Here is a 14942-nt window from a genome sequence, read left to right as displayed (position 1 = left end):
GCGGAGCGGCTACGCCGCGCGACGCCCGCCGCCCTGCCCGCCACGCTCCGTACGCCGCTGCTGCTGCGGGGCACGCCCACGACCACCGGAGCGACCCGCACCCCCCGTGCCGCCGCCGGTGCCGCCACCGGCCGTACCGCCGGCGGTACGCCGCGGCTGACGGCCCTGCGACTCCGAACCCGCACCCGAACCCGCACCCGTTCCGGCCGGGCGCCTCGCCCCGCCTCCGACTCGCGGCCGTGACCGCTTCTTCGGCTGTTCGGGTTGCTGCGGCACCTCGATGACGACCGGGACGCCGGAGGGCTCGCGGGCGCCGGTGAGGCGGGCGAGTTCCTCGTCGCTGGACGCGATCCGCGCCGTGCGCGGGGTGATGCCGGCGTCGGCCATCAGCCGCGTCATCTCCCGCCGCTGCTCGGGCAGTACGAGGGTGACGACGCTGCCGGACTCACCGGCCCGGGCGGTGCGTCCGCCGCGGTGCAGGTAGTCCTTGTGGTCGGTCGGCGGGTCGACGTTGACCACGAGGTCGAGGTCGTCGATGTGGATGCCGCGCGCCGCGACGTTGGTGGCGACGAGCGCGGTGACCTGACCGTTCTTGAACTGGTCCAGGGTGCGGTTGCGCTGCGGCTGGCTGCGCCCGCCGTGCAGCGCGGACGCCCGGACACCGCTCGCGAGCAGCCGCTTGGTGAACCGGTCGGCGCCGCGCTTGGTGTCGACGAAGAGGATCACCCGGCCGTCGCGCGCCGCGATCCGCAGGGCGACGGCCTTCTTGTCGGTCTCGTCGGCGACGTGGAGCACGTGGTGCTCCATGGTGGTCACCGCACCCGCCGAGGGGTCGACGGAGTGCACCACGGGGTCCGTGAGGAACATCTTCACGAGCCGGTCGATGTTCTTGTCGAGCGTGGCCGAGAAGAGCAGTCGCTGACCGCCCGGCTCGACCTGCTTGAGCAGCGCGGTGACCTGCGGCATGAAGCCCATGTCGGCCATCTGGTCGGCCTCGTCGAGGACCGTGATGGCGACCTGGTCGAGGACGCAGTCGCCGCGCTCGATGAGGTCCTTGAGCCGCCCGGGGGTGGCCACGAGCACCTCGGCGCCGCGCCGCAGCGTGCCGGCCTGCCGGCCGATCGACATCCCGCCGACGGCCGTGGCCACGCGCAGGTTGACCGCGGTGGCGTACGGCGTGAGCGCGTCGTCGACCTGCTGGGCGAGTTCGCGCGTGGGGACGAGGACGAGCGCGAGCGGCGCCTTCGACTCCGCCCGGCGACCCGCCGTACGGGCCAGCAGGGCGAGCCCGAAGGCGAGCGTCTTTCCGGAGCCGGTGCGACCACGGCCCAGGACGTCGCGTCCGGCGAGGGAGTTGGGCAGCGTCGCGCCCTGGATCGGGAAGGGCTCGGTGACGCCCTGCGCGGCGAGGGTCTTGGTGAGGGCCGCCGGCATGTCGAGCGCGTCGAAGGAGTCGACGGCGGGCAGCGCCGGGGTGATGGTCTCGGGCAGGGAGAACTCCTGCGGCGCCACGGCCTTGCGGGCCGGGCCCTTGCCGGTGCCACGGCCGCCGCCGCGGCCCGCGCCCTTCGCGAAGCCGCCGGTCTGGGCGCCACCTCGTGCGTTTGCCGGCCGCTTACGGACGGGACGTTCGGATCGAGTCATGCTGGATCTGGATTTCCTTCCTGGGCCCCACGGACTGCACGCACAGCGCTCGCAACTGACAAGCACTCACAGCACGAGCCGGGACCCGCACCCCGAAGGTGCGGGCCCCGGCTCTGGAAAAGCGCGTCCCCGAAATCAGGCGGGGATGATGTTCTCCGCCTGCAGGCCCTTCTGGCCCTGCGCGACGTCGAACGAGACCTTCTGGCCCTCCAGCAGCTCACGGAAGCCGGAGCTGGCGATGTTGGAGTAGTGGGCGAAGACGTCGGGGCCGCCGCCGTCCTGCTCAATGAAGCCGAAGCCCTTTTCCGAGTTGAACCACTTCACGGTGCCAGTTGCCATGTTTTTCTCCTGAATAGGTAGGGCCCCAATCCGGAGATGCACCGGGAAAAGCCGGAGATGCCGGTAAAACAAAACGCGCCTGCGGAGGATTCCGATCAGGCGCACAAAGTAAATGGGTACCAAAAACGTATCAATGAGACAGTAGCACACTTCGGGCCGCCCCTGTGACAGCGGCGGCCCGAAGGTGCTCCGGTCAGGCCAGCGGTCCGGTCACCGGCTCCACGGCCGCCACCACCCGGCCGCCGCGCACGAAAGCGTCCGCCGCCTCCAGGTCCGGGGCGAGGAAGCGGTCGGGGCCCGGGCCCTGGACGCCGGCCGCGCGGACGGCCTCGATGACGGCCTGCGAGGCGGGGGCCGGGGTCAGACCCTCGCGCAGTTCGATCGCGCGGGTGGCCGCGTACAGCTCGATCGCGACGATACGGGTGAGGTTGTCCACGGCGGTGCGCAGCTTGCGCGCGGCCGACCAGCCCATGGAGACGTGGTCCTCCTGCATGGCGGAGGAGGGGATGGAGTCCGCGGACGCCGGTACGGCGAGGCGCTTCATCTCACTCACCAGCGCCGCCTGGGTGTACTGCGCGATCATCAGGCCCGAGTCGACGCCCGCGTCGTCCGCGAGGAACGGCGGCAGGCCGTGCGAGCGGTTCTTGTCGAGCAGCCGGTCGGTGCGGCGCTCGGCGATCGATCCGAGGTCGGCGGCGGCGATGGCGAGGAAGTCGAGGACGTAGGCGACCGGGGCGCCGTGGAAGTTGCCGTTCGACTCGACGCGGCCGTCGGGCAGCACGACCGGGTTGTCGACCGCGGAGGCCAGCTCGCGCTCGGCGACCGTGCGGGCGTGGGCGAGGGTGTCGCGTCCGGCGCCCGCGACCTGGGGGGCGCAGCGCACGGAGTAGGCGTCCTGGACCCGCGGGGCGTCGTCCTGGTGGTGGCCGGTGAGCTCCGAGCCCTTCAGCACGGCCAGCATGTTGGCGGCGCTGGCGCCCTGCCCCGGGTGCGGGCGGATGGCGTGCAGCTCGGGGGCGAGCACCTTGTCCGTGCCGAGGAGGGCTTCGAGGGAGAGCGCGGCGGTGACGTCGGCCGACTTGTAGAGCGTCTCCAGGTCGGCGAGGGCCATGACCAGCATGCCGAGCATGCCGTCGGTGCCGTTGAGGAGGGCGAGGCCCTCCTTCTCGCGCAGTTCGACGGGGGTGATGCCGGCCTCGGCGAGCAGCTCGCCCGCGGGCCGTACGACACCGTCGGGGCCCTCGGCGTCGCCCTCGCCCATCAGCGTCAGCGCGCAGTGGGAGAGCGGGGCCAGGTCGCCGGAGCAGCCGAGCGAGCCGTACTCGTGGACGACCGGCGTGATCCGGGCGTTGAGGATGTCGGCCATGGTCTGGGCGACCTCGGGCCGCACACCGGTGTGCCCGGAGCAGACGGTCTTGAGCCGCAGGAACATCAGCGCGCGGACGACCTCGCGCTCCACGCGCGGGCCCATGCCTGCGGCGTGCGAGCGGACGATGTTGCGCTGCAGCTGGGCGCGCAGCTCCGGGCTGATGTGCCGGCTCGCGAGGGCGCCGAACCCGGTGGAGACGCCGTAGACCGGCTCCGGCTTGGCGGCCAGCGCGTCCACGATCTCGCGGGCCGCGGCCAGGGCCGCCACCGCCTCTTCGGAGAGCTCGATCCGGGCGCCGCCGCGCGCCACGGCGAGAACGTCGGACGCGGTCACTCCGGACGTCCCCACCACCACAGTGTGCATATCCATATTCAGGAGCGTACGCAGTGAATTCGATGATGTCACTAGTGGGTGGGCGGTTGACCCCTTACTCCGACGTACGTCACACACGCCCGCGCGGACTCAGGGGCGAGGGGGTTCGTGGCGCCCACGGAAGCGGCGGCGTTCCCCCCGCGCCGGGGAGGGCGCGTCGGCGAGACGCACGACCGGGTCGTCGGGGCCCTCGCGCCCGGCGACGACGGGCTTCGCGGCCCGTACGGCCTTCGCGCGGTACTGGGCGGCGTCGGCCAGCCGGAAGAGCCGCCGCGCCGAGCGCACCGGACCGATCGGGTCCGCGGTCGAGGCGACCCCGCACGCCACCCCCTCCCCCAGCTCCAACTCGGCGGCGCGGCGGCAGAGTTCGTCGGCGATGCGGACGACGTCGTCGGCCGGCGGGCCGACCGCGAGCAGGCAGAACTCGTCACCGCCGAGGCGGGCGGCGAGAGTACCCGGGAGCATCGCCCCGCACAGCGACAGCACCGATCCGAACCGCTCCAGGAGCCGGTCGCCGACGGCGTGCCCGCGGGTGTCGTTGACGTTCTTGAGTCCGTTGAGGTCACAGACGACGAGACTGACCGCGGCCCCTTCCTGCCGGTGCAGCTCGATGGCCTCGTCCAGGCGCACGTCGACCGCGCGGCGGTTGGCGAGTCCGGTGAGGGCGTCCGTGAACGCGAGGCGCTGGGCCTCCTCCAGGCGCTCGGTCTGGGCGAGCCCGGCGGAGACGACGGAGGCCAGCACGGTCGCGAAGTCCGCGTCGGCCCGGTCGAAGACGGGTGCCGTGACCGGGCGGGCCACATACAGCTCGCCCCACGCCCGCCCGTGCAGCACGATCGGGGCGACGACGCAGCAGCCACGGCGGCGCCGGCGCAGGGCGGCGACCCTCCCCCGGCCGGCGCCGGGAGGTGCCCCCGGATGGCAGTGGCCGACGGGACCGGCCACCGGCCCGTCGGCGGTCTCCACCCAGGCGTTCGGGCCACCGCCCCCGGCCCAGCGCTCGTGCAGGAACTCGGTGATCTCCGGGAACTGGTGCACGGGGTAGGCCTCGCCGTCCGGGAACTCCTCCTCGTCCGGCGCGCGTTCGCCCACGTTCGCCAGGACGCGCAGCCGGCCGAGCTCGCGCTCCCACACGGAGAGCGCGGCGAAGCTCCCGGCGAGCGCGTGGCAGGCGCCGAGCGCCGCGGCCCGCCAGGACTCGCGCGGGGTGCGTGCCGCCGCCATCCCCTGCGCCAGCTCCACCACGGCCCTCAGCCGTCTGTCCTCACCCATCACTCCAGGCTAGGGATATTCACGACGATTCGGGACATTGGTGAGGCGAACAGGGGTCCGAGTGGCCGTACCGGCCGGAGGGTGCCGGGAAGCGTGGGGGGCTACTCCCCCGGCCACTGCGGCGGGCGCTTCTCGTTGAACGCGGCGACTCCCTCCGCGCGGTCCCCCGAGAAGGCGACGGACCGCCAGGCGGCGTCCTCCACCTCCAGGCCCGCGCGCAGGTCGAGCCCGTGCCCGAGCCGCAGCGCGCGCTTGGCGGCGCGCAGGCCGACGGGGGAGTTGGCGGCGATGCGGGCGGCGAGCGCGAGGGCTTCGCCGCGGTCCTGGCCCGCGTCCACGAGTTCGTCGACGAGGCCCAGCTCCCTCGCCTCGCCCGCCTCCAGCCGTCGTGCCGAGAAGATCAGCTCGGCCGCGCGGGCCGCCCCGACCCGCCGCGGCAGCAACTGCGTACCGCCGCCTCCGGGAATCACCCCGACCGATACCTCGGGCAGCCCGAGCACCGCCGTACGGTCGGCCACGATCAGGTCGCAGGACAGGGCGAGCTCGAAGCCGCCGCCGAGCGCGAAGCCGTGCACGGCGGCGATCGTCGGCATCGGCAGCTCCAGGACGCCGGTGTACGCGGCCCGTGCGACGGGGCGCTGGCGGACCAGGTCGGCATCGCTGAAGGAGTTGCGCTCCTTCAGGTCGGCACCGACACAGAAGGCGCGCTCCGCGGTGGAGGTCAGCACGACCACGCGTACGTCGCGCTCGCCGCCGAGCGCCTCGCAGGCGGCCGTGATGGAGCGGGCCATGTCCGTGGACACGGCGTTCATGGCCTTCGGCCGGTCGAGGGCGAGCTCCGCGACGTACGCGTGCCGCCGTACGACGACGAACTCCCCGAACCGCCGCTCGTCCCCTTGCTCCGCCATGACACCCTCCCGGTGAACGGTTAACGCGGGTTAACTCCCGATGCCTCCGATCATCGCAGCCACCCCCGGCCGGCGAAACCCGTGCCCTCCCCTCCCCTCGCCCCACGCTCCCCGTTCGAGTGACATCCCGCCCAACTCCCGCCCCACACCCCCAAAACGCGCATAACCTGCGCTCCGCCCGGTGCTTCGGGGGGCGCGGGCACATCGGGGAGGGATGACCATGACGAACGGCACGACGACAGACGTGACCAGGCCGTCGAGAACTCCGACGGACACGGGGCCCTCCGGGGGTTCAGCGGCCATGTCGGCGAGGTCGTCGGCCGCCCCCTCGCGGCCCGGCGACGCGGCACCCCGCCGGGCGGCGCGCGTGCCGACCGCCAACCCGTTGATGGCACGGGTGCCGGGCGGCCGCCCCGCGGCGGGGGGCGATGGCACGCGGGCGGGGCGCGGGACAGCCGCCGACCCGCTGAACGGCCACGCACCAGGCGGCCACGCCGCAGCGGGCTCCCCGGCACCCGGCCGCGCTCCGGCGGCGCGCAGGGCCCCGGCCGATCCGATGGCCGGTCGCCCGGCCGCCGACCGCGCGACGGCGGCGGATCCCGGGCCGGCCGACGGCGTGTCCGGGGGCCCGGCGGGGGCGGGCGGCGTGGCAGGCCGCCCCGGGGCGGCCGGTGCCGCGCGGGCGGGCCGGGCGGTGGCCGTCGAGCCGCTGATCGGCCGGACGCCCGCCGGACGCCCGGCGGCAGGCCCCGCACCCGCCGGTGACGCCTCCGCGAGGCTCGCGGAGGACGAGGCGGCCGGCCCGCTCCGGGAGCGGGGCGGCCGGGGGCGGCACCGTAAGCCGCGGCCCCGGCGGGCGCTGTTCGCCGTCGGCGGGCTCGCGCTGGCCGCGGGGGCGTTGAGTCTGGCGCGGATGGCACCGGAGTCGGTGGTCGGCGGCGGAAGCGGGAACACGGAGGCGGAGCCGAGGCCCGGGGTCGCCACGGACGAGGCGCTCGACGCCGCGCCGACCGTCTGGGCCGTGCCCTCCGCGCATCCGGCGTCCCCGGGCCCGACCGGCGCCCAGGGCGGGGCGAGCACGAGCCCGACCTCGGGCATGAGCCCGGCGCCCGCCGCACCGTCGACGGCCGCCTCACCCTCGGCGACGGCGACGATCCCGTCCGCCCGGGCGAGCGTCCCCGTGGGGAGCGTGCCGGACACGACCGGCATCCCGACCGCGCCCGTCGTCGTACCGTCGCAGCCACACACGCAGCCGACGCCGAACCCGAGTCCCACCACCCACGCCCCGGCCCCGGCGCCCGCCCAGAACCCGCCGGGTCTGTGCGTGCCGATCGTCGGCATCTGTGTGAACGATCTGGCGGGCCCCGCCGGAGGCCATTGAGGGATCAGGGTCTGTCGAGGGAGACGTCCATCGAGGGACACAGGACCTACGGCTGGTCGCCGTTCCGCCGGGCCAGCAGCCATGGTTCGACCACGCCGAGGCCGCGGACGGGGCGCTGCCACATCGGCTGGAGGGCGAAGCGGTAGACGGGCGGCTCCTCGCCCTCCTTCTCCGCGGCGGCCGCGGCCTCGGCGGCCTCCGCCTCGGAGGCGGGCGCGTCCGCGGTGCGGATCAGTTCCTCCGCGAAGGCGCCGTCCACCAGGACGGCATCCCGCGGCGCTATCGACGTGAGCCGCGAGGCGAGGTTCACCGTCGTACCGAAGACGTCGCCCATGCGGGTCGTCACGGTGCCGAAGGCGATGCCGACGCGCAGCTCCGGCATCGTCTCGTCGTTGGCCATCGTCTCGATGAGGCGCAGGGCGATCTCGGCGGCGATCCCGGCGTCGTCCGCGGCGTACAGCACCTCGTCACCGAGGGTCTTGATGAGGCGCCCCCCGTGCGCGGCCACCAGGTCGGCGGCGGTGGTCTCGAAGGCCTCGACGAGCTCGCCGAGTTCCTCCTCCTCCATCCGGCGCGTCAGCCGCGTGAAGCCGACGAGGTCCGCGAAGCCGACGGCGAGGCGGCGGTCGACCATCTCCTCGTCGTCGCCGGCCTGGACGACGCGGCCGGTCGCGGCGGCGAGCTGGCGCCGCCAGACGTAGACGATGAACTCCTCCAGCTCGGGCAGGAGCAGCTCGATCAGGGGGTACGTGACCTCGGTGCGCGTCATGCCCGGCTCGGGGGGCTCGGTCAGGCCCTCCAGGAAGGAGTCGATCTGCCATTCGGCCAGGCGGGCCGTGGTCTGCCCGGTGGAGCGGGCGACCTGGACAGCCATCGCCTCGCTCAGCAGGCCCGCCTCCACGAGACCGGCGAGGCGCCGCAGCGCCAGCACGTCGGCCTCGGTCAGCGCCTTGGCCTGGCCGATGTCGGCGAAGCCCATGGCCCGCCAGAAACGCGAGGCCAGTTCCATGGAGACGCCTGCGCTGCGGGCGGCCTGGAAGGGGGTGTAGCGGCGCTCGGCGCCGAGGATGAGCGTTTCGAGGCGCAGCGCGAGGGGGTCCTCGCCGGAGTCGACGGACTCCTCGTCCATCCGGTTCTGCGCGTCCAAGCGGCTCTGTCCGTCCATCCGCCCGGTCGTCTCACCGGTCGGCCCGGCGGTCCTCTCGCCGGCCATGTCACCGAACGCGTCGACGCGTGCGGGCGCCGGGTCGGTGACCGGCCCGGCGGTACGCCCCGGCCCACCGTCGGGGGCGGGGTGCGCACCCGTGCCGGAGCCCGTGTCGTCGACGGTCACGCCTGCTGCCCTTCCGATCTGCCGTGGTCAGGTATCGACCGCGCTCAACTCTACGGCAGGTGTGCGCTGGCTCACTCCTGACTCGTACGCCCGGCCGGAGCCCGGCACCACGATCGGTTCCGGACCCCACCGCTGAGTACGGTCCACCGGCCTCCTCGGCTCACGCCGGCCGCAGATGGACGATGTCCCCCGCTCCCACCGGCTGCTGTACGCCCTCCTCCGTGGCCAGGACCAGACGCCCGTCCCCGTCGACCGCCACCGCTTCCCCGGTGATCGACGTGCCGCCGGGCAGTTCGGCACGCACCACCCTTCCGAGGGTCGCGCATCCCGCGGCATACGTCTCCTGGAGACCGGAGGCGGCGGGGTCGCCGCCCACGGCCCGCCACTTCTCGTACCACTGCTCCAGGGAGCGCAGGACGGCCCGCAGCACGGTGTCACGGTCCGTGGTCGTGGCGCCCGCGAGGGCGAGGGAGCCCGCGCCGGGCACGGGGAGTTCGTCCTCACGCAGGGTGACGTTGATCCCGATGCCGACGACGACCGCGTCGTTCCCGGCGCGCTCGGCGAGGATGCCGCCCGTCTTGCGCTCCTCGCCGCCCACGGTGACCAGCAGGTCGTTGGGCCACTTGAGTGCCGTGTCGACACCCGCCACCTTGGACAGGGCCGTGGCCACCGCGACCCCGGTGAGCAGCGGGAGCCAGCCCCAGCGCTCGACGGGAACCCCGGTGGGCCTCAGCAGCACGGAGAAGAAGAGGCCCGAGCGGGCCGGTGCGGTCCACTGGCGGTCCAGGCGGCCCCGCCCGGCGTTCTGCTCCTCGGCGACGAGGACGACGCCCTCGTCGGCCTTCTCATCCGTGGCGAGGGCCACGAGGTCGGAGTTGGTGGACCCGGTGTGCGGCGTGACCCGGACATCACCCCAGAGCCCGCCCTCGCGGACCAGAGCCCGGCGCAGGGCGGTCCCGTTCAGCGGTGGACGGTCGAGGTCGGACCACCGGTTGTCGTTCGCGTCTGAAGCATCTCGCGGCGTCATGCAACCCACCCTAGGTGTGGTAAACGCCGCACTGCCGAACGGTATCGGCACCACTACCCTACGAGTCAGTAGCAACCCCCTGAGCACATCACCCTCATATTCGCACTGAGCAGGCAGGGAGCCGCATCCCGATGTCCGAGCCGGAAGAGCTGCACCACCCCGACATCCACACGACCGCGGGCAAACTCGCGGATCTGCGGCGCCGCGTCCAGGAAGCGACGCACGCCGGCTCGGCACGGGCTGTCGAAAAGCAACACGCCAAGGGCAAGTTGACGGCCCGTGAGCGGATCGAGCTGCTGATCGACGAGGGCTCGTTCGTCGAGCTGGACGAGTTCGCACAGCACCGCTCGACCGACTTCGGCATGGAGAACAACCGGCCCTACGGCGACGGTGTCGTCACCGGCTACGGCATGGTCGACGGCCGTCCCGTCGCCGTCTTCTCCCAGGACTTCACCGTCTTCGGCGGCGCCCTGGGCGAGGTCTTCGGCCAGAAGATCATGAAGGTGATGGACTTCGCGCTGAAGACCGGCTGCCCGGTCATCGGCATCAACGACTCCGGTGGCGCCCGCATCCAGGAGGGCGTCAGCGCGCTCGGCATGTACGGCGAGATCTTCCGCCGCAACACCCACGCCTCCGGTGTCATCCCGCAGATCTCGCTCGTCGTCGGCCCCTGCGCGGGCGGCGCGGTGTACTCCCCCGCGATCACCGACTTCACGATCATGGTCGACCAGACCTCGCACATGTTCATCACGGGGCCGGACGTCATCAAGACGGTGACGGGCGAGGACGTCGGCTTCGAGGAGCTCGGCGGCGCGCGCACCCACAACGCGGTGTCGGGTGTGGCCCACCACATGGCGGGCGACGAGAAGGACGCCATCGAGTACGTCAAGCAGCTGCTGTCGTACCTGCCGTCCAACAACCTCAGTGAGCCCCCGGTCTTCCCCGAGGAGGCGGACCTCGCCCTCACGGACGAGGACCGCGAGCTGGACGTGATCGTGCCGGACAGCGCGAACCAGCCGTACGACATGCACGCGGTGATCGAACACATCCTGGACGACGCCGAGTTCTTCGAGACCCAGGCGCTGTTCGCGCCGAACATCCTCACCGGCTTCGGGCGGGTCGAGGGCCGCCCGGTGGGCATCGTCGCCAACCAGCCGATGCAGTTCGCCGGCTGTCTGGACATCGACGCGTCCGAGAAGGCGGCCCGCTTCGTGCGCACCTGCGACGCCTTCAACGTCCCCGTCATCACCTTCGTGGACGTCCCCGGCTTCCTGCCGGGCGTCGACCAGGAGCACACGGGCATCATCCGCCGCGGCGCCAAGCTGATCTACGCCTACGCCGAGGCGACCGTCCCGCTCATCACGGTCATCACCCGCAAGGCCTTCGGCGGCGCCTACGACGTCATGGGCTCCAAGCACCTGGGCGCGGACCTCAACCTCGCCTGGCCGACCGCCCAGATCGCGGTGATGGGCGCGCAGGGCGCGGTGAACATCCTGCACCGCCGCACCATCGCAGCCGCCGAGACCGCCGGAAATGGTGACGCCACGCGGGCCCGTCTGATCCAGGAGTACGAGGACACCCTCCTCAACCCCTACACGGCGGCCGAGCGCGGCTACATCGACGCGGTGATCATGCCCTCCGACACCCGCTCCCACGTCGTACGGGGCCTGCGTCAGCTGCGTACGAAGCGGGAATCACTCCCTCCGAAGAAGCACGGCAACATCCCGCTCTAGAACCCCGGACCCTTGGGAGCAGACATGACGATCAAGGTCATACGGGGCAATCCGACCCCGGAGGAGCTGGCCGCCGCTCTGGCGGTGGTCCGAGCGCGCGCCGCGGCGGCCTCCACGCCCCCCGGCGCGCCCGGCACCCGGGACTCCTGGTCGGACCCGTCCCGCATAGCCGCCCAGCACCTGCCCCAGCCGGGCCCCACGGCATGGACGCGCACGTACTGGCCCGCCTAGAGGCACCCCGCCGCCGCCTCGGCCATCACCTCGTACCCGGCGTCATTGGGGTGCAGGTGATCGCCGAAGTCGTACCCACCCCGTAGCCGATCCGGATCCCCCGGATCGGCCAACACCCCGTTGAGGTCCACCACCGCGTCCCACTCCCCCGCCCCGAGAATCCACCCGTTCACCTCACGGCTCACCTTCGCCGCCCGCTCCCCCCAGTGATCGGACCCCCCGAAGGGGAGCAGTGTCGCCCCGATCGCCCGCAGCCCCCGCGCACGAGCCTGCCGTATCAACTCCCGGTACCCGTCGATGAGTTCATCGGCCTCCACCACCGGCGCGGGCTTGTACGTCGGCTGTTCGTCCGTCTCGCTGAACCCGATGTCGTTGAGCCCCAGCAGCACGACGACCGCCTCGACCCCGGCCTGTTCGAGAACGTCCCGACCGAACCGCCGGACGCCCTTCTCCCCGTACCAGGCGGAGTCGTTCAGCAGCAGGTTCCCGCCGATGCCCGCGCCGAGAACGGGCCGGCCCGTGCGCTCGGCGAGCGCGTCCGACCAGCGGCGGTTCGCGCCCGGCGTCGAGCCGAACCCGTCCACGATGGAGTCCCCGAAGAGGACGACACCGTCCGTGCGGCCGCCCGCGTCGACCTCGACGGCCGACAGGAAGTACCAGGACTCGCTCGTCTCGCCGAATCCGTCGCCGTCGAGATCGTCGAGGCGGTCCCCTTCGCCCCGGTGACTCGTCGCGAAGGCCTGGGCGTGGAAGGTCGCGGGCCCGGTGACGGCGTCGAGGTGCAGGGTGACGGTCACGGACTCCAAGGCCTCCACCACGAGTTCGGCGGGGTCGCTGGCGACCTGTCCGCGCGCCGGGATCTCGACACCCCCGGCCCCCTCGAAGGTGAGCCGCCGCAACGAGCCGGGCTCGACGCCGGCCCCCTCGCCCGCACGGGCCACGGTGGCCCCGGCGATCCGCAGCGGCGAGGTGCCGTACGCGTTCGACAGCCGTATACGAACCCGGCCGCCGCCCGCCCCGACGCGGACGACCTGGCGCAGGGACTGGCGCCAGAAGCCCTCCTGGGACCAGTTGGGGGTGAAGCCCACGGCGGGGAGCTGGGGCGATGCGGTCCAGGCGGTGGTGAACACGGCAGCTGCCTCCCTAAAAGGGACCAGAGTTCCTTTAGTGAATGCCATGACCGTAGCAGGCGGAGGCGCACTAAAGGAACCCTGGACCCGTTTAATCGGGTCGGGTGCAAGTTGAGTACGCGTACTCAGGCGGTCGACATCCTCGCCGCCGCACGATCGAAGGCATGCTGTGGTCCGACCCGGAGAACGAGCCGCCCAAAGAACTTCGCGACATGCAGGAGATGTTGCGACGGCTCGGCCTTCTCATGGCGTTGGCCATGCTGCTCGCGATGATCGTCCTCGGAGTGATGTGATCGGCGTGCCGTGATCGGCATGCTCTGATCGGCGCGAGGTGATCGGCTCGAGGTGAGACAGGGGCGAGGTGAGACAGGGCGACGGGGGGCGACACGCCCACGCCGATACCCTGACCGCATGACTGATCAGCCGCGCCGCCGCCTCGTGCTCGCCTCGCAGTCCCCCGCCCGGCTCGGCCTGCTGCGCCAGGCCGGACTCGACCCCGAGGTCATCGTGAGCGGCGTCGACGAGGACGCCGTCTCCGCCCCGACCCCCGCCGAACTCGCGCTCGCCCTGGCCGAGGCCAAGGCCTCCGTCGTGGCCGCCCGGACCGAGGTCCAGGGCGCCCTGGTGATCGGCTGCGACTCGGTCCTCGACCTGGACGGCGAGGCACTGGGCAAGCCCAAGGACGCCGAGGAGGCCACCGCGCGCTGGAAGACGATGCGCGGCCGGGCCGGCACCCTCCAGACGGGACACTGTGTCTACGACACGGCGGCCAAGCGCTACGCGTCGGCGACCGCGTCCACGGTGGTCCGCTTCGGCGACCCGACCGACGCCGAGATCGCCGCGTACGTCGCCTCGGGCGAGCCGCTCCACGTCGCCGGGGCCTTCACGCTCGACGGCCGCTCCGCCCCCTTCATCGAGGGCATCGACGGCGACCACGGCAACGTCATCGGTATCTCCCTGCCACTGGTGCGCCGCCTGCTGGCCGAACTGGGCGTGGGCATCACGGAGTTGTGGACCCCGCGGGAGAAGTGATCAGGTCGCGCTCGGCGTCGGGGGCGCCGTGACCGGGGATCCCCCGGTACCGCCGTTCCCGTTCGCGCCTCCGTTCGCGCCTCCATTGCCGTCCTTGCCGCCCGCGCCGTCACCCGGCGCGGCGTCGGCGGGACCCGCGCTGCGGTCGAAGGCCAACAGAGTGAACACGATCAGCCCGAGCGCCACCATCATGAACACGAACGCGCCCCAGCCCACCAGACCCACCGTGAACGCGCCGAGCAGACCGTGCACCACGGCGGCGCTGATCAGCAGGATGCGGCCGAAGAGGCCCGGGGCGCGGTCGCGCACCGCGACGAGCAGGGCGGCGACGCCGCACAGCGCGAAGTAGAGGCCGAAGACCAGCCCCCCGACCTTGGACGAGACGGACATCATGTCCGAGTCGAGACCCGCAAGAGACATGTCCTGGCGGTCGACGACCACGCCGAGGAACCAGTTCAGCAGCGCGATGCCGATCGCCTCCACGAAGAGCACGATCGCCGCCACCCACGCCACCGGTCTGCGCACCACCGGTCCCCACCCACTTCCGAGTGCTGTTACCCCAAGTATGTTCGAGACCTCCCGAACGCTACTAACGGGTAAACGCCGGGACAAGGGTTCGGCCGCGGGCAAAGAATCGTTGGGCCATTCGTAGGGACTCCACAAAGAAACGCTGTGCGTCGCAGCACGGCCTCACAGAGACCTTGGCCACACAGGAGGGCTAGGGTTCAGCCAAGGATTCCTGCGTACCGCGGTGTGACAAGGGATCTCGCGGGTCGAGCGAGCCTCGAATCACGCTCCGTGTGGGCAAGCTCACCATTGGGGACGGGTCGAAAGGTCGTGTCGGCAGTCCCTAAACTCGGCTTGTTTCAAGGAGGGAGCCATCGTGCGCAAGGTGCTCATCGCCAACCGTGGCGAAATCGCTGTCCGCGTGGCCCGGGCGTGCCGGGATGCCGGGATCGCGAGCGTTGCCGTGTATGCGGAACCAGACCGGGACGCTCTGCATGTCCGGGCGGCGGACGAGGCGTTCGCTTTGGGCGGTGACACCCCCGCCACCAGCTACCTGGACATCGCCAAGGTCCTCCAGGCCGCCAAGGACTCCGGCGCGGACGCCATCCACCCGGGCTACGGCTTCCTGTCGGAGAACGCCGAGTTCGCCCAGGCCGTCCTGGAT

15 protein-coding genes are annotated in these 14942 nt (G+C 72.4%); 6 read left to right on the top strand and 9 right to left on the bottom strand.

The features are described 5' to 3' along the window. Positions 1-9: 9 nt before the first annotated feature. From AQJ27_RS15215 to AQJ27_RS15195, 5 genes are all read right to left on the bottom strand, one after another. Positions 10-1644: a DEAD/DEAH box helicase gene (locus AQJ27_RS15215; protein ID WP_067367992.1), complete on the bottom strand. Its 1635-nt coding sequence runs from the start codon at positions 1642-1644 to the stop codon at positions 10-12. A gap of 135 nt (positions 1645-1779) precedes the next feature. Further along, positions 1780-1983, bottom strand: a complete 204-nt coding sequence (locus AQJ27_RS15210; RefSeq protein WP_028803001.1) for a cold-shock protein — start codon at positions 1981-1983, stop codon at positions 1780-1782. Positions 1984-2176: 193 nt separating this feature from the next. Beyond that, positions 2177-3715, bottom strand: a complete 1539-nt coding sequence (hutH, locus tag AQJ27_RS15205) for a histidine ammonia-lyase (RefSeq protein WP_067367990.1) — start codon at positions 3713-3715, stop codon at positions 2177-2179. Positions 3716-3814: 99 nt separating this feature from the next. Continuing rightward, positions 3815-4996, bottom strand: coding sequence for a GGDEF domain-containing protein (locus AQJ27_RS15200; RefSeq protein ID WP_067367987.1), 1182 nt, complete (start codon positions 4994-4996; stop codon positions 3815-3817). 101 nt (positions 4997-5097) lie between these two features. Beyond that, positions 5098-5904, bottom strand: a complete 807-nt coding sequence (locus AQJ27_RS15195; RefSeq protein ID WP_054234739.1) for an enoyl-CoA hydratase/isomerase family protein — start codon at positions 5902-5904, stop codon at positions 5098-5100. Positions 5905-6205: 301 nt separating this feature from the next. Here AQJ27_RS15195 and AQJ27_RS57890 point away from each other — a divergent pair, with 301 nt between their 5' ends. Continuing rightward, positions 6206-7285 carry a hypothetical protein gene (locus AQJ27_RS57890; RefSeq protein ID WP_201264295.1) on the top strand — a complete coding sequence of 360 codons (1080 nt, stop codon included), beginning with the start codon at positions 6206-6208 and terminating at the stop codon, positions 7283-7285. 46 nt (positions 7286-7331) lie between these two features. Here the strand turns inward: AQJ27_RS57890 and AQJ27_RS15185 are convergent, their stop codons facing one another. Both AQJ27_RS15185 and AQJ27_RS15180 read right to left on the bottom strand, forming a co-directional pair. Then, on the bottom strand, positions 7332-8414 hold the full coding sequence (locus AQJ27_RS15185) for an adenylate/guanylate cyclase domain-containing protein (RefSeq protein WP_229889303.1): 1083 nt from the start codon (positions 8412-8414) through the stop codon (positions 7332-7334). Positions 8415-8778: 364 nt separating this feature from the next. Further along, positions 8779-9645, bottom strand: coding sequence for a biotin--[acetyl-CoA-carboxylase] ligase (locus tag AQJ27_RS15180; RefSeq protein ID WP_067367984.1), 867 nt, complete (start codon positions 9643-9645; stop codon positions 8779-8781). A gap of 131 nt (positions 9646-9776) precedes the next feature. On the opposite strand from AQJ27_RS15180, the gene AQJ27_RS15175 reads away from it, so the two are divergent. After that, positions 9777-11378, top strand: a complete 1602-nt coding sequence (locus AQJ27_RS15175; protein WP_067367982.1) for an acyl-CoA carboxylase subunit beta — start codon at positions 9777-9779, stop codon at positions 11376-11378. A 24-nt stretch (positions 11379-11402) separates the two neighbouring features. After that, entirely contained in the window at positions 11403-11609 is a 207-nt protein-coding gene (locus tag AQJ27_RS15170; protein WP_067367980.1) for an acyl-CoA carboxylase subunit epsilon, read from the top strand. On the opposite strand, the gene AQJ27_RS15165 is transcribed toward AQJ27_RS15170, so the two are convergent. Beyond that, positions 11606-12739: an SGNH/GDSL hydrolase family protein gene (locus AQJ27_RS15165; protein WP_067367979.1), complete on the bottom strand. Its 1134-nt coding sequence runs from the start codon at positions 12737-12739 to the stop codon at positions 11606-11608. The genes AQJ27_RS15170 and AQJ27_RS15165 overlap by 4 nt on opposite strands. A 164-nt stretch (positions 12740-12903) precedes the next feature. On the opposite strand from AQJ27_RS15165, the gene mmpB reads away from it, so the two are divergent. Then, the gene (mmpB, locus tag AQJ27_RS60160; RefSeq protein WP_096239832.1) at positions 12904-13032 is read left to right on the top strand and encodes a morphogenic membrane protein MmpB; all 129 of its coding nucleotides are present in this window, start codon (positions 12904-12906) and stop codon (positions 13030-13032) included. Between the two features lie 118 nt (positions 13033-13150). Further along, positions 13151-13771: a Maf family protein gene (locus tag AQJ27_RS15160; protein ID WP_067367976.1), complete on the top strand. Its 621-nt coding sequence runs from the start codon at positions 13151-13153 to the stop codon at positions 13769-13771. Here AQJ27_RS15160 and AQJ27_RS15155 read toward each other — a convergent pair whose 3' ends face one another. Beyond that, a complete protein-coding gene (locus AQJ27_RS15155) occupies positions 13772-14299 on the bottom strand; it encodes a hypothetical protein (protein WP_067367973.1) in 528 nt (175 codons plus the stop codon). A 355-nt stretch (positions 14300-14654) separates the two neighbouring features. Here AQJ27_RS15155 and AQJ27_RS15150 point away from each other — a divergent pair. Next, positions 14655-14942, top strand: a 288-nt coding sequence (locus tag AQJ27_RS15150) for a biotin carboxylase N-terminal domain-containing protein (RefSeq protein ID WP_279636197.1), incomplete at its 3' end; no start/stop codon positions are given.

It is taken from the genome of Streptomyces olivochromogenes, assembly GCF_001514115.1.
In the GTDB taxonomy this organism is placed as follows: Bacteria; Actinomycetota; Actinomycetes; order Streptomycetales; family Streptomycetaceae; genus Streptomyces; species Streptomyces olivochromogenes.
This window is presented reverse-complemented; position numbering and strand designations above follow the sequence as displayed.